Raw genomic sequence first — 21,303 nt, forward strand, 5'->3', positions numbered from 1 at the left:
TTACCTCCCCTTCTTCACTATTCACTATGCCTAAAACTCAGTAGGCATTACCTTTACAGCTCTCTCTAACTTGGGATATACAAACGGATAAGACATGAACCAGTCAAAGAACTCGTCCAGGTCATAGTGCTGCTTGACATATCTATACGCGACATCGTGTTGAATGTGTTTTTGATAGTCATTATTTATCACGTCTGGATAAGGACCATTTTCAGAGATTCTTTCGCACAGTGAAGTATAATGCCTAGCCTTCAGGTTAAAACAGAAGTAAAGATACGTTTCCTGATATTCTGATTCCTTCATTCTATTTCCCAGATAGTCATATCCTAATAGCCTTATTCCATTTCTTAAAATATTGACATTCATGCCAGAATAAAAACCAAATCCTTTATCTTTTAACTGATCTTCAATCTCTCTCCACCTGGTGATAATTTCGACTTCATGCATACTTTCAGATAGGCATAGACTGTGAACAATTCTTTTCAGCTTAATTACAGACTCAACATATTTATCATCGTAGATTTCTTTAAGTACTTTTTTCTCACTTTCGGATAATATTGGTTCTGGATACCAGTAGTTTTTCGCCAAAGTATAAAAGTCTTCTACATCATCCAGACCTTTCATCCAATTATTACTTAAATACTCTCTAGCCTTTTCTCTTGCTTCAAGATATGAGCAAGCCCTCATTTCCTCCAACTCTTCGTGGTAGTCTTTTAAGAAAGAATCTCCACCCTCGTATCGTATTCGGCTGAATGAAGCCCTCTCCGTCTCAAAAGAAAATATGATCTTTCCGTTTGCAAGGCGCGGTTTAAAATATGCGACAATAAGCTGAAGCTCTGAAGCAATCACTGTTAGCTTTTGAAGCTCTTCATTAAAGACAAAAAGATTGCCTCGGCTATTAAACCCAATATCTTTATGAACTTGCCGTATCTCCGCATCAATTTTCATTTCCTCTTGTGCCACCGCAACGGACTCAAACGAGCATATCCACAATAGTTGATACCCCATATCCTTATATAGTTGTTGTCGTCTGCCAATTATTTCAGGCGACTCGCTGCGCAGCTGGATCTCAAACACGACATGACGCCCCTTATATTTCGCCAAGATATCGGGCTTACCTCTCTGCCGTCGGTCAGGACTGAAAATAAACCGGTCATCAACAGCAATAACACTCCAATCAGGGAGCTGGCGAAGTGTTTCGCTAATTAAGCTCTTGAGTGCACGATGGCGCCCGCCTTCTTTTATTCCCTTATAGACTAACGCTCGGTTAGCGTTACCAGATTTCCATTGACAATGCTGACCACAACCGCGCCGATGCTTAAAAAAGTAGAGATGTGAATTCATTGCGTTCAGAGGTATGCCAGCTACACCATCCTGCTTCTTTACGCGTGCGGTAAGCTGTACTGGCTCGTCACAAAAATAGCACCGGAAGCGATTGCGTGCGCTCACCCGCATTTGGGCAATAACATCAAGGCCATAATATTCAGTGATGAGTACTGCTGGCACCGCATCCAGTTCTGGCCGTTCAAGATCTTTAACAAGGGGGATTTGGAGTTTTGACTCGGGAAAGTCAAATTGATCGAAGGAGTCCATCTTCGTCACTACTGCACCTCGCTACAAATTCCGTTAGCTTAAACTCTCCATCGAACTTTAATGTTCAGGCAAGCACAGCAATATTCGCGTATTTTTCCTATTAACGCAAACATCCTCAATTATCGAAGCGAATCTATGTGAGACACAATGCCCTACAGGTTCTCTTTCAAAGTAAGTATTTGAAAAAGAAGAGGGCATCCCCTCTTCTTGATTAATTTGGTATGACTATATCATCCCGATAAAAATGGCTCTAAAGTGAAACGAGCAAACCAAAGCCAATCAATAATGAGTAGGCTATACTCAAATAACCACTCTTGATAAGTTTCACCCTCGTACATTCTTTCGCGACATAACTCTGTCTTCAACAGAAGTACGAGAAAATGCCATCCGCACACCAGTACTTGCAGCACAAATAACATGCCCATATCCGGCCCCTCTTTACAAGAAAGGAATGTATTGAGACCACCGAACCGGAGTATGAATGTTGTGCCATCGGTTGGAATTTGACAAATCCCAACGCGAGCGTATACTCAAGCTTGGTTCGTGTAGCATTTCGACCGTGCAAAGTTTTGATACTACATGTGGCCTGTTCTTCGAAAACCCTCCCTTCGGAGGGTTTTTATTGCGTCACACTAATGGTTAGTCGCAAGCCATTCCTCCCCTATCACACAGACACAAAAAACCCGCTCTCAACATCTATCTGTCTTATAAGCGGGTGTGGGTATCTCTAATATTGTCAGGCCCCGATTCGATCACCATGCTCGATCGAATCAGGCACGTCGCTCCGTATATTAGGAGCTTGCTCGTCGTTCGTCGTCTCATAAGAAGTGGACCTACTGCATCTTACTTACAATCAGCATACCAGTCAGGTCAAAAAATAACCAAACATTTATACATTACGTTATTTTTAGATAAAGATATGACGTCACATGAACATCTACTTACCTGATTTATAATAGGAATATATCTATTACTCACCTTTCAACTCATGAGTAGAAGGCGACATTTCCGTCACAGCTTTCATTTTGATATTGGATGAGGGGACGTGGGGACGTTACACACTATGCTCCCCCACCTTCCTTCCACACATCTTGTCCAAGCAATATGTTACGTGCAGCCGCCTGCACGCGCACCTTAGTCCAGGTAAAACGTCGGTAGCAGATCGGCCGTTGCTCACAGACGGGAAAAGGTGCGGTAGACGCACGTTTTCACCCCTTTATACAAAAATAACAAGTATTAGCTTTGTATTTCTGTATATTGTCCGATCACTTACTCGGAATATCATAAAGCTGGGTAGTAACAATAATCTCCTTGCCCGGCTCCGATTCCTTAATCAAAATATATCTTGAGTCCCCATCTGTATGGTATATATCTGTTTTTCTATGCTCAGGCAGGGATTCCATTAGCTCATGCATTTTTTTTCTAACGGAATTCGAGTCTTGCGTTCGGTTAAAAACGAGAAGCGCACATTTTGAGTCACGCCATGTAAGATAACTTAATAGCTGATTAACAGCCTCGCCAAATGCCTTTTGGCCACGCCAAAACTTACATTCTGCGATAAAGACATTTTTATTTTGCTCTCTAATTAAGATGTCAGTTTTACCTGAGGCATTGAACGTTTCTCCCGTCGCACTACCTTCATAATGACCATTAAGTTGCAATAGAAAATGATCTCGAATTGATTCTTCATGAAGTAAAGCGAATGATGATGGATTTCGTTCTATCACTAGAGACATACTCTTCAGTATATCCAATATGTGACGATACTCTTCTTCATCCAAGACTGGTTCTGGTTTGTATTCACCTTCTTGAATAGGGGGGCGCCTCGCTGGTCTTTCCCGTCTCTTTGCAGGAACTGTATATGTAGGAGGGGTATCAGATCTTTTAATAGGTATCCCTAGAGCATGAACAACTCCAACGGTTGATTCTGCTAGCTTCCGTTTTTGTTTCAGGGACTGCTTTACTAAATTTACAGAAGAGCTATTATGATTGGTCACATCGTTCTGTAGGTATCCTACTGCAACCTCGAGAGCCTTTATGCTTCGACTTATATCTGACTTGAGATGATCTGAATTAGCACTATCATCTGGAAAGTAAATACTGAAAACAATTTCAGTACTATTAACCTCGATATCGGGGTACCCACCCATATTAAAAGTAGAAGCGCAGAGTCGCCATAGCTGCGCATCTCCGTCATATGGTATAGCAATATCAATTCTAGTACCGTTGACATATGCACTTTGTCCAGGAGGCACACCTCGACGAAAATCACCACTCACATCGACTCGAATAGTTGACTGATTTTTAATATACTGTTGGTCTACATGCAGGACTAGCGGCTTAATTTTAACCTTTCCCGTATAATATTCTTCGAGCTCAGAGTCTGATGCCTTTAGGATATATTCGTTCTCCAATGATCGAATTTCATTGACAATACTATCGATAATATTCCTGAAAGTTGTAAGTGTGTCGCCATCTCTAAATGGTTGCATATCCAGGTTTTCTTATTGGTAATTTATATAAAATATAAAACTAACTCTGTTTACTCAATCCTCTGAACTATATCGTTCATGGTGTAATGAACAAACTGCCTGCCAAGTTCAGTGAGAACGTAAGGCTTTGTATCCTCAAATGCAGACTCCATCGTTCCTGAAGTAGCTCTCCTGCTTGGAGCTTTCCCCTTCTTCATAAACCGTCCATCTATAGTTGTATCCCTTGACTGCCGTATCACCCCACCTGTGCTCAAGTCCCTAATAAGAAGTTTGAATAAATCAGCTTCAGCAGAATCTTCTCTTGGAATATCGGGATATATAGACGTCCATATTTCGTATCTTGTTACCCCAGGATTTCTATATATCTCCCTCATAACCAGAAAATAAGCTTCATGATACAAATCCAACCAATCTATAAACAATCGAATTACATCATCAGAGCAGAGGCGTGTTCCAGCAGCGTTTGCTATAAGATTAGCGACATAAGCTCGCTTTTGATCGGTGTCAGATTTGTCCCAGGCCCTAAACGACTTTCTCACTAAGTCTAAATATTCATCAGACTGAATTCGCTCATCAATTTCATCCCCCAACTTCTCGAAGCGTCGAGCAATTTCTTCAAGTGCACCTCCTAGTCTCATCATTTTTTCATGATGTTCCTCCAGCCACTTGTTTTGAAGAGAATTAGTTTTGATAGTGGACTCTTCTGTCTTCATACTGATAGCCGCGCTAATAAACCCACCAACCCAAGGAATACTACCCAATGCGGCTAGAGCAAACTTTTCAAGTGCTCGCTTCTTGGTAGTTGGTGCTAATGATGCCAACTTGTCCTTTATTGACTCAACTTTTGTATCCGAGATATTTTCTAATTCTTTATCCATAGTTTTTCCTTCCATGTCTTGCATACCCACACATACAGACGCGCCTATTAATTGTATTTTAGTATAATATTCAGGACTTAAATAGGTGAGCACACCGTATCACATCTCTCTATATACCTATCTTCCTTATGTTTGAATTCATTCCTCCCAAAAACACTGCACGAGAAGCTACTTTCACATGTCCAAATAGAGCTATTTGAATTTCCCCTAAGTGACATTCTTAAGGTCCTCTTCTTTAATAAAGTAAAGATTATTATTCGCCCTAGTACACGCAACGTACAACTTATTCTTGCTTGATGGTTGCAATTTATTCAGAGTGCCGTTCCTAAACTCCTCAGCGGCCTTTTTATACAGCACTACACAAACGTCTTGATAGTGATCAAGGCCTTTAGATTTCCCCCAGTTCTGAGAAACACATGGATATTTTGAGTGGTTTTTATAAAAAAGTTTTATGATATTGTCGTCATAAAATATTCTTTTAATTTCTTCGAAATCATCAATAAGAGAAACTCCTGAGGAGTCTTTTTTTTCAGAACTTATATCAATACCAATATTATTTCTAATAAACTCACACACTTCAGGGGTACATCTATAGCTATTTGAAAGGGTTCCTTGGTCAGATCTCACTCCTATATCAGAAAAATGCTTCTTGTAGGTTTCAAGGTCATTGTGGAGTGTTTGATTGACTCTTCCGTCCCTACTTGTGTCAAAAGTGTGTTGATAGAAGTCTCCAACTAAGCAAACATTAACCTCCGCTGTACATAGTACTTTTAAAAGATTGAAGTCATGCCCACCGAAATCCTGTACCTCATCAACGAATAGCTGGTCGAAATATTTTTCCAATCTGAGTTTGATATTATCATGCACACCTTCTTGCTCTACTAACTTGGCTATTCTATTGCTATACAAGCGTCCATGATTATCCACATAGAACTTTCTAGCATCTCGTGGCAGCTTTAATGTAGACGCTGGCGGAAAATCCCAATTAATCCCTTTTGCAGCATAGGTATCGTATAAGAATGGTTTATAGCAAAAAGAGTAAAGAAAGGTGAAGTAAGTAAGAATAGTAATATTCTCCGGCATACTACCAAACCTATCAATAACTCTGCGTCTCAGATGGTTAAAGTTATTATCAGTATAGGTGACAATTAAAAATCTCTTCTCCAAAGAGAGATTATCTATTATGTAGCTGGTCTTGCCAGACCCAGCAACTGCGAGGATTATTCTCTTATCCATGATAATGCCTGCGAAATATACTCAGGTACTTCTAAATCCTCCATTCCCTCCTCTAATATCTTTAACGCTGCATCCGACTTATTGTCGAGCATATATTGAGAAACTGTGAGAGTACGCCGACCTGGGGAGAATAGACTTTCGCACAACCTCTCATTGTCTCCGTATAGACACACCTCAAGTGTTGCTCTGTCATTGTTTTCATCAGAAAATATCCGAATATCGTCTCCTACATAAGCCTCATAGTTTTCGATACAATTCTTCTGATAGTCCCCATCATTGTCTCTGATAACAGCGACTCTTATCCCCAGTAGTTTTGCCAGATCAAGGTAGCGTTTAAAGCTTGTACCTCCAACAGAAATTACATGAACATTTGACTTCTCAGGCTCTTCACCAAAGAGCTTCTCATACATCCCTTCCATAAGAATGAATTCAGCATCACCTTCTACTAAAACAACCCTTTTAGACAGGATAAACTCTAATATTTTATTGTTCGGAGCCTTAATAAAATAATTTGCAGTATCATTTGGCAAATCTTTTAATGATACCGGTACATTTGATGATGCACTTAATAAAGATGCATTATGCAAATCCAAACGAGAGCATACGTTACTACTGTGCGTTGCTATTATAATTTGAGTTCGCGTTGCCTCCTCAATACGATTAATTAATCGCTTCATATTCAAGTGACTAAGATGGTTTTCTGGCTCCTCAATTAGAATCAAATCGATAGGATCAGCTCCAGCTCGCTGTCTCAATGCAAAATCAGTCTTGATAAAACACTGACTACCTTTACCTCTTTGTGATATTGGAATTCCACTTTCCGTTATCACTAGATCCTGCTCTAGGTTAGATTTACTATCATTCTTTACATCAAACTTTATCCCAGAGAGAGTTGCATTAATTTCTTCTAATGAGCTTTCAGTGAACCCAGATTTGCTACGCCTATAGGCATGGTTTGTCTTATGACGCTGAGCGATATTTGTGCTGGCTTCATACAACGAATTGGTATAGTACCGAGTAGCATATTCAGTACCAATTAATGAACTGTCTATTAATAGATGTCGCAGAAACTTTCTATTCTGAGTATATGATTCCCCAGAGAAAGTAGAGAACTTTATACTGTAGTATTCGTACGGAAAAAGTGCGTCTTCTTGTTCTAGAGCTTCTTTAATCTCAGAACCATATTCATCAATCATAGGGCTGCAGACCAACTTCAAACCATGACAAACTCTTTCATCGGTATTATTTCTGCCATCTAGAATATATTTCCCATGAGCGTTCAAATATATCTCAACAGTTAATACTGGGAGTTCGTCTAAGTTCTTATCACCTTCAAGAAAGGTCTTCGTAGCACTTCTATGAAACAATGATTCAAGCCCCAAATTTTCAACTTTAGATTTGTTTCCTGTTAGAACAAGGTCTACAGCTTGCAGTATAGAGCTTTTTCCTGCCTCATTGTCTCCAATAAGAATATTTCGTTTTTCTCGGGCGATGTATTCAAAACTATAAAATCTCTTAAAGTTGAAGAGTTTTATCTTTTCAATATATACCATGACAATTCCATTTTACGCCAAATATACATTATACAAACACACATATAAGAATAGCTCAATTCCGTTATCGGCGATAGGATGTGGGGACGTGGGGACGTTGTGTCACATCTCCCTATACTTCTCCTCTTCCCGCTCACACTCCTCTCTCCCCATCAGTACCGCACGTGCAACTGCTTGCGCGCGCTCCTTTGACCAGACGATCTTTTCTGTATTGCTTTGAGGAATCTTGCAGTTACAACCAGGCTCGTGACTGGTGAATGTTCGACATTGGCCATTGTGTGCCCCGCCCTTAGGTGCGCTATGCGCACAAAATTGCCCCTTTACACGAAAACACCAAGCAATTGCTTGGTGTTTTTGATATTTATAAATGTTCGAACCTATTCCACTTTCGGTAATTTCAATAACTGCTCAGTGTTAGCCTCTAGTAAATTATTCTTTTTAAAAGGCTCCGAATAAATAACCGGGAGAGCATACGATAATACAGTTAATATCTTTTTATCAGTTGGATGTATGTTAAGGAGCTGATGTGTAGTATTCATTGCAACCTCTTTAAATTCGTACAAAGAAGCAAGATAGCGATGATTTGAGAATTGCCGAAGGAAATAGGTTGCAAGAGATAAAATAATACCAATCTCTGAAATATGTATAGCGATATTTTGAATTTTTAATCCACCTTGTTGATCAAAATTATTAAGAAGATATAAAGCCCATCCAGCAAATCCCATAGCTCCCGCAAACCACATCCACACTTGCCATGAAGAATGTTTCTTTACTTCTGAATTAAAGTATATTCTTGCAGTATCTGAACCAGTCAGGTGAACGATCTGTTCTTTCAAAGAAGAAATCATATCCTGCAACTCTTTCACAGTAGCCATATTTTTATAAATCAATATTACTTAAATAAACACTTACATTCTCATAATCATTAACACCTCGTCAAACGTAAAGAATATTTATGTGCAAAAAACACCGATTCCTATTAGTTTTTTTAATATTCCATGATTTATTCTTAACCAAGACCCAATCTCCTTAAAACGGACTCGCTCAATTCAATTTGGTCTAATGCAGCATCAAATATTTCTTTTGTTTTAGTGCTCACCTTCTGATATTCAGAGTGACTCGTTTCTCTTATATGAATTAATGTCTCAAAAGCACTATCAGGCATCAGAGCAACACTTAGAAATTTGTTTTCAGAATCATTCATTTTTTCTAACAGGTCATCAGATGAAAGTGCTTCGGTTTTTTTAATATTAAAGTAACTATCAAGTTCACCAGTAAAACCATGATCTCGATCCAACCAATCCTTACCACTCATTTTGAGAGTAAGTTCCTTCTTACAAGCAGACTCTCTCGTAGTACTTGGAACAAATACGTATATATCCAATACTTCCGAAAAAAGCTTACTAATATGTACCTTATACTTCCTCTTTTTGACACCAGTAAAATCTTCAACAGATTTCTCATCTCTATATAGATATCTTGGCTGAATTCTCGAGAGTAGTACCTGCGGAGGAAACATTTATACAGCATTAAGATTAAGTTCCGTATTTAAGTTTTCATTTCCACCTAAAGTGGCACCGAGATTGAGCATTGGTTTAGTTTTGTAAGCAATTTCAGTCAACGCTCTAGCACCATACCCTTTCACACTCTCTAAAACTTCATTAATCACTTCCTTATCTCGATCACTAAGTAAACTGTAATCCGTTTTTACATCTTCAGACAACGAATAAGTTATATATTCGTTACCTGAAGGAGAATAGGCTGAGCATGGAACAATGAGTGATTTACTAGAAGTCAAGGTTTCGATATCAGCATATATAGTGCTATCAAAAGGACCAAAGTGATACCTTTTATAATTATAGCCTGTGATTGCAGAATTATATTTCTGGACACTTACCAGATCAATCAAATAAACCAGCTTCATTAAGACAGTGACAGAAGACTCGGGATTTTTATCTACTAAGTACGTAAGTACTTGAAGCTGCTTTGTATCCATACAAAAATATTAACATTGCTAACAAAGATAAAAATAACGATTGTGTATAACGATATATACAATCGTGATTTCATATAGTCGAATGACTATTCCATACTGCATTGATGGTTACAATTTACTTCTTATAAAAAATGTGTCATACAAACCAAAAAGACAAGGGGAAGTGGGGATGTTGTATTACATCCTTCTACACTTCTTCCTGCCCATACCCCTCCTCCCCCATCAGTACCGCACGAGCAACTGCTCGTGCATGTTCCTTTGACCAGACGATCTTTTCTGTATTGCTTTGGGGAATCTTACAATTACAACCGGGCTCGTGACTGGTGAATGTTCGACATTGGCCATTGTGTGCCCCGCTGTAAAGGAAATTAGGGACTGAAAATATAGCTCTAACAGGAAAATCCCAAGTAATTTCAAAGCATTTTCCGTATACGGAGATGTTCGAAATTGCCCGTTTTAGAAGATTTCGGATTTCATCTGGAATCTTCAAATTGGGCAGCTTTTTCAGACTCTCTATAAGTTGATAAAATTCTTGCGCTCTTTGATCATAGAGGGAGTTTTCCTGCATTCCTTGCATCTGTTCCTCAATTTCGATCTGCTCATTGAGTAATGACTCCTTGCGGGCCACATAGGTTTCTCGATCTATTACACGGTCAAGATACGCATCGGTTAATCGTTCCTCGCGGTCTTTTAACTTCTTGAGAGCAAACGTTAGACTCTTTGTCATATCTTCAACGCTTTGTTGAAAGTCAGTTTTCATAATCTCAAGCATTTCGGAAATGAGCTTTAAGATAGACTTATCTATAGATGCCGTCAGGAAAAAGTTCACAACGGCTTGGACGAACTTATCTTCTCTAAATGAAGTTCCATGGCATGAGCGAGAATGGCATCGGTAATATTTGTTTCGCTTTTGGGTTTCTCCGGTGAGCGCTCTCTCGCACCTCAAACACCGCATCATACGCTGAAGCACATATGAACACCGTTTAGCTGTCTTAACTTTTATTGGCTTCCTTCTAACTTCCTGGACACGTTCAAAAAGCGCCTTGGATACTATTGGGTCATGATTCCCCAGAAACGTCTCACCAGTCTTTTTTATGTGAATGAGCCCGTAGTAAAAAGGATTATGCAACATAACAGCAACATTGCTTACCGTTATAGCTCTATCACTACGGGTTGTTAATCCAAGATCAGTTAAGGCATCTCTCAATGATTCTAGAGAGTAGTTACCAGTTGCATACAGTTCAAATGCCGTTCGAACTAATGGCCCTCGATCAGGACAAATTGTCTTTCGTTGTCCTGATCCGTTATCGAGGTATCCAAGCGGCGCACGTCGTGGATAAAAGCCCTGTTTAAGCCGCCCGTATAACCCCTTAAGTACTTCTTCTCTAAGGTTTCGAATGTAATCAGCTGCAACCACCGCCTGGATATCCGCAGACAAACGTCCACCACGAGAATTGAGATCAAGATTTTCATTGGCAAAATGAATTTCTACACCTTGGTCGATGAGCATTCCGAGGTCAGACCAGTCGCGGAGATTGCGGGCACCGCGGTCAATCTTGTGCATGATGACGCCATGGGCTCGACCTCTCTTAAGTGCGCGGAACATCTTCTGAAACAGTGTTCGGCCTCGTTTTGCAGCTGTCTCTCGCTCCTCGAACCATTCAACAATGCTCAGATTCTCTCGCTTTGCAAACGCCTCAATAGCCGCTCGTTGTTCTTGGAGCGATGAGCCTTTCTCTCCCTGCCTCTGGGTAGAAACCCGTATATATGCGTAGTATTTCCTCATAGGTATAGTGGTTATAGATAAAGCCTATCAAATTATGGAGTATTGTCATGCTTCGTCCCCATGTCCCCTTGTCCATCAAGCTCTGCTCGTTCGCTTTCCAATACACGGGAATGTATTTGAATAAGCGCCTCTAAGAACGCCCACAGCTTCTCTTGGGCGGCTTGCTTATCCTCTAATGATGCGTCTGGCATACGCATTTCGACCAACGGTGAAATGTATGTATCTCGTTTTCTTTGCATGGAGGCATGTTGTATATGAATAGGCAGTCTCAAAAGCGGAATGTAGGTGCAGCACGCGCACCTTTACCCGTCTATTTGTTTTCGCCCCAAGCGATACCATCTGCCGCATGAGTGAAAGTAAAAAGAAGAAGTCAGAGCCCATCGTATCTCGTCGTCTAAGCGACGGGGGCATGGTTGAGATGGTGTACCGACCAAGCGAGCGGCATACCGAACTTGCAATATGGGACGGCAGCCAAGTTACCTATCAAGAATCTCTATCCTTGCCGAATGGCGAGACGCTCGCTCCGATCAAGGGAAGCAATAACCTTATTCGCCACAAAGCTATATTGCTGCCTGAGCGAGCAAAGGAGTACGGAACAACTAAACAGTTAATCGACGCAATCCGGTCGTACATAGACCGTTATGTGCATCTTTCCGATCAATTCCGCTCTATTGCGCCCGTCTATGTGCTTCTTTCTTGGGTGAGTGACGCATTCAATGAAGTCCCGTATCTGCGTTTTCGCGGCGATTTTGGGAGTGGAAAGACCCGAGCGCTACAAGTCCTAGGAAGCATTCTATACAAACCTTTTTTCGCCAGCGGTGCATCTACCCTATCCCCGCTTTTTCACACACTGGATCTCTTTCGCGGTTCGCTGGTTTTCGACGAGACAGACTTTCGTTATTCAGATGAGCGCAGCGATATCGTGAAGATATTTAACAACGGTACGTCACGTGGACTGCCAGTGCTGCGAACAATCGTGAACAAGGATAATGAGTACAATCCGCGTGCGTTCTCTGTCTTCGGTCCTAAGATCGTAGCCATGCGACGCAACTTTAGTGACGAAGCGCTTGAGTCTCGTTTTATCACTGAAGAAATGGGCACACGCCCGCTTCGGCTAGATATCCCTATCAGTCTCCCCAACACATACAAAGACGAGGCAAAGGAACTCCGCAACATGCTGCTAATGTATAGATTCCGGAACATGCAGGCCGCAACTTCCGGCCATACTGCCGCATACAGCACATCACATCCAACACTCTCTGCTCGAACGCAACAAATGCTATTGCCGCTGCTTTCGCTTGCCCAAGATGAGGAAACGAAGGATCACATTCTCGACGTTGGCTGCGTAATGGACGAGCGCATTCAAAGTCTTCGCTCACGGTCACATGAAGCAATGCTCTTACCTATCCTGGCTTCATTCATGTACACAGAACAGGACATCCCGATCCAGCAACTTACCGTAGCCTTCATCGAAAAGCATGATGCAGATATTGATCGTCCTATCACCTCGCGGTATGTGGGAAGCTTGGTGCGCACTCGTCTATACCTGCCGACATACAAGCGGCATGGAGTGTTTGTGATACCGGTTACTGAAAAGGTAAAGGAGCAGGTGCATGGACTTTGCGTGCGGTATGGGATTGGAAAAGATAGCGCCACCTCAGACCGTATATGAGCTGAACAGGTACCACTACTTCACGCAACCTAACCACAATTTCATATAACTGCCATGACGGGTTCTTGCTGGCAATATCGCTTTATTAACGCATACCGTTAATTTTACAGAAGGAGCCTGAGAGTGAATGGCACTCGACTAGACTGGAATCAGGTCAAAATACCAAAGTATCACGAAAGCGGAGTCCCCGTATTCTCCATGAGCGAATACTACCCAATCCGCTCATCGAACCACGGTGACTTCAGCCGCCTCATCTTAGATTTTAAAGACGCTAAGCAAAACGCAATTCAGTATTTCACCAAAGCACTCTCCTATTTCCTTGCACGCACGTCTCTTGCAACGACGCCGTTTTATGTTGCAGTAGTCCCGCCATCAGAAAAGGGATCGCAAAGCCAAGGCTTTGCACACGTGCTCCGCAATATCTCCAGCCAGTTCCAGATACTCAATTTGGAACAGAATTTGTTTAATCGAATTGAGACCAAGGAAAAATCACACGCTGGAGGCAGTAGGGATTTAAGCGTACACTTGCGCACCATGGCGGTTGAACCAAGCCTGATCAACGCTATACAGTCTCCAGCGACAGAGATATTGGTACTGGATGACGTCACTACGACAGGAAATAGCTTCAAAGCCGCAATTCAGCTATTACAACAGGCAAATGCCAAGAAGATTACAGGGGCAATAGCCCTCGCTAAGACAGCAAGAACATAAATCCCTATGCATAAAAAGTTTGGTGTTGTCGCCATACCACGTAACTCGTCAGAATACCCCAGACACCTCAAAAGCATTGCGAACCCTCCGGCGACTCTATACGCCAGAGGGAATCTTGATCTGTTATACGAGGCACCAGGGATAGCGATAGTCGGCACGAGAAACGCCACGGCAAACGGCCTGGAGATTACAAAGCGGGTTGCGGCTTATGCGGTCAGCAAAGGCGCAATTGTTGTGAGCGGGTTAGCGCTTGGTATAGACGCCGCCGCCCATCAAGGTTGCTTGAATGCAGGAGGCCGCACCATTGCTGTTCTCGCGAGCGGATTGCACATAGCCACTCCACGACAAAACGCAGGATTGGGTGACGCTATTCTTGAGTCTGGCGGATTGTGGGTTTCAGAGCATCCTGAAGGTACCCCACCCGCACGGCAATACTTTGTACCGAGGAATAGAATTCAGGTAGGGCTTTCTGCCTGCTCAGTAATTATTGAGTCGGATGTTAAGAGCGGTACAACGACGCACGCTAAATTCTGCGTTCAAGAGAAACATCCATTATTCGCCGTGGTTCCGCAGCCAGGAAACCCATTCGGACTCAATAGCGCTGGCCCTGAAATGATGGTGAGAGATATGGGAGCGACGCCGTTAATGTCGAGAAAAGATTATGAACTTCTGGTGCAATCACTTCCCACTCCTTATTGAGAACATTATAGGTACGCCTGCTTTTGAATTATTTTTCTCCAGACAAAAGCCCCCATCATTTAACGTAACTTATTTTCACCTTTGGTACGACACCAAAGTCGGAACATTTCCTTGCCCATGACTCCACTTTTTGCTTAAAAATTATCGACCCTATGTCACTTAACTTTTCTATTCGCGTCTTCCTTTCGAGAATCAGCCATAGACAGTATGATTTTAATGTAATTCTTAACTTTCTGAGATTTGATTTTTTATTAATCAATTCAAGTGTATTTATGGACTGATCACACACATATCCAATCTTCTGGGGTGTTCCCACTTTGACCGCGTAAACTACATCCCCCTTCTGCAGATCCCACGCTTCAACTGGCGTACCCGGTTCTACTTTTATCTTTGAAAAGTCTTTGTCAGCATTTTGATATCCATACGCCACAGTATTCTTATTAAACTTATCCTCCTCCATTTTATCAACTTCATACAATTCACTCTCTGTAGACTCTATTTCTATTCTATCAATATACTCATCAAGCTGAGAAAGATAATCTTCGTTAAACTCCATCCAATTCCCTTGCGACAGGATCACATTATGATCTTCAACAATATAGTCAAGCGATTCCTTCACTTGCCTCCTATAACATATCGACTCATCTTTCTCGACTAAAACCATAACACTTAAAACATCTTCAACAGGAATTTTCTCCGAGGAAATATATTCTCTCAAATTTTCAATTGTTAGCTCATCAAACACCTTAGACTCAACGCCATGGTATTTAAACCTATATACCTCTTGCCCCGAAAAAACAAAATCCACGCCCACTAACTCATGGGAATTATTTGTAAAGTCAGTATTCTCTCCAACATTGCAAATTTCTTCAGAGAGAATCTTCTCAAACTTCCTACTCTTAGCTGTATTATTAATTATAGTTGTGCGAGGAAGTGAAAAATTCTCTGGCAAGTCGATAGCAGATATCAAGCTTTCAAAGAACTCTTCCAGTCCATCTTTATCAATATCCATGCAGAGCAGCATCGAAGCTCCAAATTTTCCGCTTTTACCAAACGTTTCCCTATGATCATCTATTATCGAAGCTTGGATATAATCTATTGATTCTCCACTTTCAGTATCTAGGCGACTATTTTTTGTATAGCTTTTAATCTCCTTTTTCTTTTTTCCCGCAAATTTTTTAGAAGACTTCTGCCTTATATCCTTTTCGTTTGCGATCCGTTTTGCCATATGTGTGCCAAAGTCATGATCGCAGAACTGTCTCAAGTAAAAATGACACTTACCATAGCTGAGCGCAAAACAATGATTGTCATTTTCCCAAAGGTAGCAACCAAAGTATATTTGATTTTCTGGCGCACCCTCTTCAAAATAATCTGAAAATGTTTCAACCCAAGATATTGGTTTTTGCGACGGATGAGTCGAGAAATAGAACGAGGAACTACTCCTATCAGTTTCCTCACTCCCTATTATTTCAAGGCCAAGACTAGGCGAATTAAATTTCTCCTTAACATCAGAGATCTTGTCACTAGGGATTTTAAAAATATTTAATTTCATATCTTAGGTTATCCTTAACATATTGGCCTAACCAGCTTCAATTTTAGTACAGTTATAGCATACCGCAAGGAAGGGCGGGCTCAGCAGATGAAGCATTCAGAAAATTTGCCATAAGCTACGATTCGTCCCTGAAGTATCACTCACTCTATTCACCTCGCTTCCTTTCAAGAGTGCAGAATAGATTTTGAGAAGGTAGGACAAATCTATGAGTCCCTATTACCCTTCTTGTGAATAAAAAGCGTTTATTAAAAGTAACTTATGATACTGTGAAGGTATCAAAGCACTCGCCATTCACACTCTCACAGCAATACGTAGCGCTTTGATCCATAGACAGTAGTGCAAGACAACCCCGTCCACATATTCTGCTTATATACAGGCAGAATTTTCCTGGTTTTCAGATGTGCGCCCACCGCACATTTTTGCGTCTCATAGAATCGTATCCCCCATGCCAAAATCTCCCCGTTCATTCGCACACAGCGACGAACAAGGCATTTATCAATAACTACCCATCCCCTATGCCAAAGAGAACCCCCAAAGACATGCTCCGGTACTACCGTCGCAGCAATGGCTTTACCCAAAAGGAATTTGCGAGCCTGCTTGGCTTTAGAAGTCGCTCACAGCTCTCCCGAGTCGAGCGAGGAAAACGAATTCCCCGATTAGATCAGCTACTACGCTTCCGTATTTTGTTCGGAGTGCCGATGCAGAAACTCATTCCAACCACCTGGAGCCGCACACTCAACGGACTCTGGGAAGATATTGAACTCATGCGGACAACCTGCACGAAGAATAGCGACTGCAAACAAACAGAAAAACATGCGTTCCTCATGCATGCCAAGGAGCAGGTTGAGACATTAGAAACAACTGACGCGTAGTTCCTATGACCAACCAGAAATCAGCAACACTCGCCCTGTATATCACCCGGCGAGGAGTTTCTTTCGTGTTCCTGCTTGGAACTACCCCGCATGACTGGGGCACCAAAACAGTGCAAAAACGAGATGCGGCAAAGATACGAAAAATCACTCGCACGCTTATAGCGCAGTACAAACCAGATACCCTCGTCACAGAACAAAAAGGGGCACCACGCTCCAAATGGGTATGGACTGCATACCAATCAGCTATACAGTTCGCGACGCGTCAAAGCATCCCAGCGCATCGATATGCACGCAAAGATATCCAGCAGACGTTTAAAGCTGCCAACGCTTCGAACAAGCACCAGATGAACCATGTCATCGTGGCCACCTTCCCCGCTCTAAAGCCCCGTATGCCCCGCAAACGCCTTGTATGGCATACCGAGCCATACGCACAAGGGCTTTTCGACGCAGCATCTCTCGCGCTCGTGTACCTCCATACAGAGCGCGGGCGCACGATTAGGCTAGAAAACTAATCAGCTACACTTTCCAACAAACCTCATAGAAATAGCGGAGGTACATCATGCGGACAGCGCATAAGAGAGTAGGGATATGGATTCGTGTCTCTACCGAGGATCAGGTAAAAGGAGAAAGTCCAGAGCACCATGAGCGGCGCGGTCGTCTATATGCCGAGGCAAAGGAGTGGGAGGTTGTTGAGGTATATCGTCTCGACGCCCTTTCAGGGAAGACCGTTAAGGAGTATCCAGAGACAAAGCGGATGCTTGCCGATATCAAGACCGGACACATAACGGGCCTCATCTTTTCCAAGCTCGCTCGCCTCGCACGCAACACCCGCGAACTTCTTGAGTTTGCCGAGGTGTTTCGTGATTGTGGTGCGGATCTCATATCGCTTGCCGAATCCATAGACACATCAACACCCGCAGGCCGTCTCTTCTACACCATGATTGCCGCAATGGCGCAGTGGGAGCGAGAGGAGATAGCAGAGCGCGTTTCTGCGTCCGTACCCATTCGCGCCAAAATGGGCAAGCCACTCGGCGGCCAAGCGACATTTGGGTATCAATGGGAGGATGGCAGGCTCACCCCCCACCCCGACGAAGCTCCAGTACGGAAACTCATGTATGAACTGTTCCGGGAGCATAAGCGGAAGAAGACCGTTGCACGGATACTGAACGAACGCGGATACCGCACTAGAAAGGGAGCTAAATTCTCAGACACAACGGTAGGTCGTCTCATTGAAGATCCCACCGCAAAAGGCATGCGTCGCGCCAACTACACAAAATCCACAAACTCAACCAAAGCCTGGACACACAAGCCAGAGCATGAGTGGGTATTCCATGAAGTGCCCGCTATTGTGTCTGAAGAAGTATGGGAGGAGTGCAACGCAATACTCTCGACACGCAAAGGAACCAGACCTATCGCTAAACGGGTACGACACCTGTTTGCAGGCCGCACCTATTGTGAATGCGGTTCAAAAATGTACGTCCCATCAAACAGTCCGAAATACATCTGCGCGAAGTGCAGAAACAAGATACCAACCGAAGACCTAGAGACCATCTTCCACGAACAGTTGCGTGACTTCTTCTGTTCACCGAATGAAATCGAGCACCATCTCTCATCATTCTCAAACAGTATTGCAGCGAAAGAGGACGTGCTTATAGTCCTCCAAAAAGAGCGTGAGAAAGTTGTGGCGCGAACAGACAAACTATACGAACTGTATCAAGAAGGAGGAATTGATAAGCGAGGTTTTGGAGAGCGCTATAAGCCACTTCAAGAACGCCTGGAACAAATTGATGCAGAGCTGCCGCAACTCCAAGCAGAAGTCGATTTTCTGAAGATCACCCAAATCTCACAAAACGAGATTGTCGATCACGCGCAAGACTTATACGCCCACTGGGACAATCTCACCAGCGACGACAAACGGCAGATTGTCGAAGCAGTTACCGACCGCCTAATCATCGGCAAGGAGGAAGTTGAGATCGAACTCTACTACGCTCCAACCCCCACCCCAAAGTGCAATAGCACTTCCCAAAACGCTGGCACTTTGGCAACGCATCAACATGGATTCATGGCCGCAATAAGCTGGAAGCGCGCAGGAAACGTGGTTTGTTGCGCCGCTCTTGATATCACGATTTCTCCAGACTCCATCGGCTCTCGCAGCACTTCCAGCACTTTGCGGTCGAACTCCGGTAACTCATCAAGGAAAAGTACGCTATTGTGGGCCAGAGAAATTTCACCTGGTTTAGGGTTTGAACCGCCTCCCACCAACGCCACTGCTGAAGCGGTATGATGAGGCGTACGGAAGCGGCGCTGCCGCCATTGCAACAGATCCAGAGCGACGCCCGCCACAGAGTTAACCGCCGCAGTTTCCAGCGCCTCCATTTCCGTCAGTTCTGGAAGAATCCCCACCAATCGCGACGCTAACATGGTTTTGCCCGTACCTGGCGGGCCAAACATCAACATATTGTGATTACCCGCCGCTGCGATTTCCAACGCCCGCTTTGCTTGAAACTGTCCCTTGATATCCGCCATGTCAGGGGCTTTAAGCCTTTGCGCCGAGGGCTTCAGCTGGCGTACCGGCGTCATGCGCTCATGTCCCAGCAGAAAAGCCGCCAGCTGGCCCAACGTAGCTGGCGCAAATACTTCCAATGCGGACACTAAGCTGGCCTCTTGTGCATTTTGCGGCGGCAGGACAATTTTGGCCCCGGCCTGAGAGCAGCGGAGAGCCGCAGGCAACATTCCGGCCACAGGACGCAACTCCCCGGAAAGCGCCAGTTCGCCATAAAACTCATATCCGGCAAGCGCCTCTTCCGGTAATTGTCCCGAGGCAGCCAATACGCCTATTGCGATTGCAAGATCATAACGGCCCCCCTCTTTGGGAAGATCCGCAGGCGCCAAGTTGATAGTAATTCGGCGGGCGGGAAACTCGAAGCCACTATTAAGCAGTGCGCTCCTGACTCGGTCTTTGCTTTCTTTGACCGCAGCTTCAGGTAATCCGACGATGGACAGGGCTGGCAAACCATTGGACAGATGGGCTTCGACCTTTACCAGCGGCGCTTCCACGCCAAGTTTTGCGCGAGTGTTGACGATTGCGAGTGACATACTCCCTCCTTGGATAAATACAGCCTCGTTCCTGAGGCGCTAATATGTAGATATTAAAACGAGACCGGCGACCTGATTATCATCGCCGGCTAATAAAAAAGCCTGTTAGGCTTGTTCGCCTTGCTCTGTCTTGGCTTGCAGCGCCGCCTCAAGCTCAACCACGCGTTTTTCCAGACTGTCCAGTTTCTCGCGGGTGCGGCGCAATACTTCCAATTGCACATCGAACTCTTCCCGGGTCACCAAGTCCAGCTTGGAAATGATGCTGGATAAAGCCGCCTTGGCCTGCTGCTGCACATCTTCCTGCGCCGATTTGGCGACATCCGGCAGAAACTGCCCGAAGTGCTGGTTAAACGCGTTAAGCAAATCTACTGGTGATACCGACATGGAAAGCCCTCCGTTTTTCGGAGCGGCGATTGTACCACGGCGATTCTGGTTTGTTTATGGAATCCTCTCCGTTTCCCGCTACTGGCTATCGAACCGAAGTGAATATGACAAAAAATCCCGTTTATAACGTTGCTCATCTGCTTTTTTGCACAAAGTTTGTGCACTTTCATAAATGCGCACCAGCTGCGGGCGCCATTTAACCTCAAACAGGGGCGTGCTGCGCTATAATTGTGCCCTGGTTTTTTCATAAGGTAAGAAATATTCATCTAGTTAACTGTTTTAAATAAATTTTTTATCATTGGCACAGCAGATGCTACATCACGCACAAATTCCGCACATATTTTTGTGCGTGGTTGAGCTTGCTGATTGTGCGATTTCTATAACAGGCGGGTAGATACAAAGGAGAAAAAAATGAAACTGGTAACTGCCATTATCAAGCCATTCAAGCTGGATGATGTGCGTGAAGCACTCTCCGAGATTGGCGTTCAGGGCGTGACCGTGACCGAAGTAAAAGGGTTCGGACGTCAAAAAGGCCACACCGAACTGTACCGTGGCGCAGAGTATGTCGTCGATTTTCTCCCTAAGGTGAAAATCGAAGTCGCTATCGGCGACGACCTGCTCGATCAAGTCGTAGAGGCCATCACCAAAGCCGCCAACACCGGCAAGATCGGCGACGGCAAGATCTTTGTAGTGGATCTGCAACAAGCCATCCGCATAAGGACCGGCGAGACTGGTACAGACGCGATTTAACCAAAACTAACAACAACTGGTAACTGACAAGCC

At 43.5% G+C, this 21,303-nt stretch carries 17 protein-coding genes and 3 pseudogenes; 8 read left to right on the forward strand and 12 right to left on the reverse strand.

Annotated features, from left to right (window positions below; genetic code table 11):
• Window positions 1-30: 30 nt before the first annotated feature.
• From AC2IBB_RS31855 to AC2IBB_RS31895, 9 genes are all read right to left on the reverse strand, one after another.
• Window positions 31-1,593, reverse strand: coding sequence for a DUF6035 family protein (locus AC2IBB_RS31855; protein WP_486334014.1), 1,563 nt, complete (start codon window positions 1,591-1,593; stop codon window positions 31-33).
• Between the two features lie 1,265 nt (window positions 1,594-2,858).
• On the reverse strand, window positions 2,859-4,085 hold the full coding sequence (locus AC2IBB_RS31860) for a hypothetical protein (RefSeq protein WP_486330649.1): 1,227 nt from the start codon (window positions 4,083-4,085) through the stop codon (window positions 2,859-2,861).
• A gap of 50 nt (window positions 4,086-4,135) precedes the next feature.
• On the reverse strand, window positions 4,136-4,963 hold the full coding sequence (locus tag AC2IBB_RS31865) for a hypothetical protein (protein ID WP_486330650.1): 828 nt from the start codon (window positions 4,961-4,963) through the stop codon (window positions 4,136-4,138).
• 207 nt (window positions 4,964-5,170) lie between these two features.
• Entirely contained in the window at window positions 5,171-6,199 is a 1,029-nt protein-coding gene (locus AC2IBB_RS31870) for a UvrD-helicase domain-containing protein (RefSeq protein ID WP_486330651.1), read from the reverse strand.
• Window positions 6,184-7,752: an ATP-dependent nuclease gene (locus tag AC2IBB_RS31875; protein ID WP_486330652.1), complete on the reverse strand. Its 1,569-nt coding sequence runs from the start codon at window positions 7,750-7,752 to the stop codon at window positions 6,184-6,186. The genes AC2IBB_RS31870 and AC2IBB_RS31875 overlap by 16 nt, the downstream gene beginning before the upstream one ends.
• Before the next feature lie 377 nt (window positions 7,753-8,129).
• A complete protein-coding gene (locus AC2IBB_RS31880; protein ID WP_486330653.1) occupies window positions 8,130-8,600 on the reverse strand; it encodes a hypothetical protein in 471 nt (156 codons plus the stop codon).
• Between the two features lie 161 nt (window positions 8,601-8,761).
• A complete protein-coding gene (locus tag AC2IBB_RS31885) occupies window positions 8,762-9,067 on the reverse strand; it encodes a hypothetical protein (protein ID WP_486330654.1) in 306 nt (101 codons plus the stop codon).
• Window positions 9,068-9,271: 204 nt separating this feature from the next.
• Entirely contained in the window at window positions 9,272-9,748 is a 477-nt protein-coding gene (locus AC2IBB_RS31890) for a Panacea domain-containing protein (RefSeq protein WP_486330655.1), read from the reverse strand.
• Window positions 9,749-9,935: 187 nt separating this feature from the next.
• The gene (locus AC2IBB_RS31895; RefSeq protein ID WP_486330656.1) at window positions 9,936-11,534 is read right to left on the reverse strand and encodes a recombinase family protein; all 1,599 of its coding nucleotides are present in this window, start codon (window positions 11,532-11,534) and stop codon (window positions 9,936-9,938) included.
• Between the two features lie 346 nt (window positions 11,535-11,880).
• Between AC2IBB_RS31895 and AC2IBB_RS31900 the strand changes: the two genes are divergently transcribed.
• From AC2IBB_RS31900 to AC2IBB_RS31910, 3 genes are all read left to right on the forward strand, one after another.
• A complete protein-coding gene (locus AC2IBB_RS31900) occupies window positions 11,881-13,206 on the forward strand; it encodes a hypothetical protein (RefSeq protein ID WP_486330657.1) in 1,326 nt (441 codons plus the stop codon).
• Window positions 13,207-13,404: 198 nt separating this feature from the next.
• Window positions 13,405-13,917 (forward strand): hypothetical protein, encoded by a 513-nt coding sequence (locus AC2IBB_RS31905; RefSeq protein ID WP_486330658.1) that lies wholly within the window; start codon window positions 13,405-13,407, stop codon window positions 13,915-13,917.
• Between the two features lie 6 nt (window positions 13,918-13,923).
• Window positions 13,924-14,616 carry a DNA-processing protein DprA gene (locus AC2IBB_RS31910; RefSeq protein WP_486330659.1) on the forward strand — a complete coding sequence of 231 codons (693 nt, stop codon included), beginning with the start codon at window positions 13,924-13,926 and terminating at the stop codon, window positions 14,614-14,616.
• A gap of 55 nt (window positions 14,617-14,671) precedes the next feature.
• Here AC2IBB_RS31910 and AC2IBB_RS31915 read toward each other — a convergent pair whose 3' ends face one another.
• Window positions 14,672-16,168, reverse strand: a complete 1,497-nt coding sequence (locus tag AC2IBB_RS31915) for a DUF6119 family protein (protein WP_486330660.1) — start codon at window positions 16,166-16,168, stop codon at window positions 14,672-14,674.
• Between the two features lie 539 nt (window positions 16,169-16,707).
• Between AC2IBB_RS31915 and AC2IBB_RS31920 the strand changes: the two are divergent.
• From AC2IBB_RS31920 to AC2IBB_RS31935, 4 genes and pseudogenes are all read left to right on the forward strand, one after another.
• Window positions 16,708-16,818 (forward strand): annotated as a pseudogene (locus AC2IBB_RS31920) (helix-turn-helix domain-containing protein); the annotation flags it as partial.
• Window positions 16,819-16,866: 48 nt separating this feature from the next.
• The gene (locus AC2IBB_RS31925) at window positions 16,867-17,040 is read left to right on the forward strand and encodes a hypothetical protein (protein ID WP_486334018.1); all 174 of its coding nucleotides are present in this window, start codon (window positions 16,867-16,869) and stop codon (window positions 17,038-17,040) included.
• A gap of 5 nt (window positions 17,041-17,045) precedes the next feature.
• The gene (locus AC2IBB_RS31930; RefSeq protein ID WP_486330661.1) at window positions 17,046-17,552 is read left to right on the forward strand and encodes a hypothetical protein; all 507 of its coding nucleotides are present in this window, start codon (window positions 17,046-17,048) and stop codon (window positions 17,550-17,552) included.
• Between the two features lie 47 nt (window positions 17,553-17,599).
• Window positions 17,600-18,376, forward strand: a pseudogene (locus AC2IBB_RS31935) (recombinase family protein); the annotation flags it as partial.
• Between the two features lie 716 nt (window positions 18,377-19,092).
• Here the strand turns inward: AC2IBB_RS31935 and AC2IBB_RS31940 are convergent.
• A pseudogene (locus tag AC2IBB_RS31940) lies at window positions 19,093-20,136 on the reverse strand (YifB family Mg chelatase-like AAA ATPase); the annotation flags it as partial.
• A gap of 105 nt (window positions 20,137-20,241) precedes the next feature.
• Window positions 20,242-20,520: an accessory factor UbiK family protein gene (locus AC2IBB_RS31945; RefSeq protein WP_486330662.1), complete on the reverse strand. Its 279-nt coding sequence runs from the start codon at window positions 20,518-20,520 to the stop codon at window positions 20,242-20,244.
• A 411-nt stretch (window positions 20,521-20,931) separates the two neighbouring features.
• Here AC2IBB_RS31945 and glnK point away from each other — a divergent pair, with 411 nt between their 5' ends.
• A complete protein-coding gene (glnK, locus tag AC2IBB_RS31950; RefSeq protein ID WP_011400096.1) occupies window positions 20,932-21,270 on the forward strand; it encodes a P-II family nitrogen regulator in 339 nt (112 codons plus the stop codon).
• Window positions 21,271-21,303 lie beyond the last annotated feature (33 nt).

It is taken from the genome of Hahella sp. NS-SX17 (assembly GCF_057367735.1).

Excerpts from the sequence above, each read along its gene's own strand:
- AC2IBB_RS31855 (WP_486334014.1), bottom strand. The coding sequence starts at position 1,593 with ATGGACTCCTTCGATCAATTTGACTTTCCCGAGTCAAAACTCCAAATC.
- AC2IBB_RS31860 (WP_486330649.1), bottom strand. The coding sequence starts at position 4,085 with ATGCAACCATTTAGAGATGGCGACACACTTACAACTTTCAGGAATATT.
- AC2IBB_RS31865 (WP_486330650.1), bottom strand. The coding sequence starts at position 4,963 with ATGGATAAAGAATTAGAAAATATCTCGGATACAAAAGTTGAGTCAATA.
- AC2IBB_RS31870 (WP_486330651.1), bottom strand. The coding sequence starts at position 6,199 with ATGGATAAGAGAATAATCCTCGCAGTTGCTGGGTCTGGCAAGACCAGC.
- AC2IBB_RS31875 (WP_486330652.1), bottom strand. The coding sequence starts at position 7,752 with ATGGTATATATTGAAAAGATAAAACTCTTCAACTTTAAGAGATTTTAT.
- AC2IBB_RS31880 (WP_486330653.1), bottom strand. The coding sequence starts at position 8,600 with ATGATTTCTTCTTTGAAAGAACAGATCGTTCACCTGACTGGTTCAGAT.
- AC2IBB_RS31885 (WP_486330654.1), bottom strand. The coding sequence starts at position 9,067 with ATGAGTGGTAAGGATTGGTTGGATCGAGATCATGGTTTTACTGGTGAA.
- AC2IBB_RS31890 (WP_486330655.1), bottom strand. The coding sequence starts at position 9,748 with ATGGATACAAAGCAGCTTCAAGTACTTACGTACTTAGTAGATAAAAAT.
- AC2IBB_RS31895 (WP_486330656.1), bottom strand. The coding sequence starts at position 11,534 with ATGAGGAAATACTACGCATATATACGGGTTTCTACCCAGAGGCAGGGA.
- AC2IBB_RS31900 (WP_486330657.1), top strand. The coding sequence starts at position 11,881 with ATGAGTGAAAGTAAAAAGAAGAAGTCAGAGCCCATCGTATCTCGTCGT.
- AC2IBB_RS31905 (WP_486330658.1), top strand. The coding sequence starts at position 13,405 with ATGAGCGAATACTACCCAATCCGCTCATCGAACCACGGTGACTTCAGC.
- AC2IBB_RS31910 (WP_486330659.1), top strand. The coding sequence starts at position 13,924 with ATGCATAAAAAGTTTGGTGTTGTCGCCATACCACGTAACTCGTCAGAA.
- AC2IBB_RS31915 (WP_486330660.1), bottom strand. The coding sequence starts at position 16,168 with ATGAAATTAAATATTTTTAAAATCCCTAGTGACAAGATCTCTGATGTT.
- AC2IBB_RS31925 (WP_486334018.1), top strand. The coding sequence starts at position 16,867 with ATGCAGAAACTCATTCCAACCACCTGGAGCCGCACACTCAACGGACTC.
- AC2IBB_RS31930 (WP_486330661.1), top strand. The coding sequence starts at position 17,046 with ATGACCAACCAGAAATCAGCAACACTCGCCCTGTATATCACCCGGCGA.
- AC2IBB_RS31945 (WP_486330662.1), bottom strand. The coding sequence starts at position 20,520 with ATGTCGGTATCACCAGTAGATTTGCTTAACGCGTTTAACCAGCACTTC.
- glnK (WP_011400096.1), top strand. The coding sequence starts at position 20,932 with ATGAAACTGGTAACTGCCATTATCAAGCCATTCAAGCTGGATGATGTG.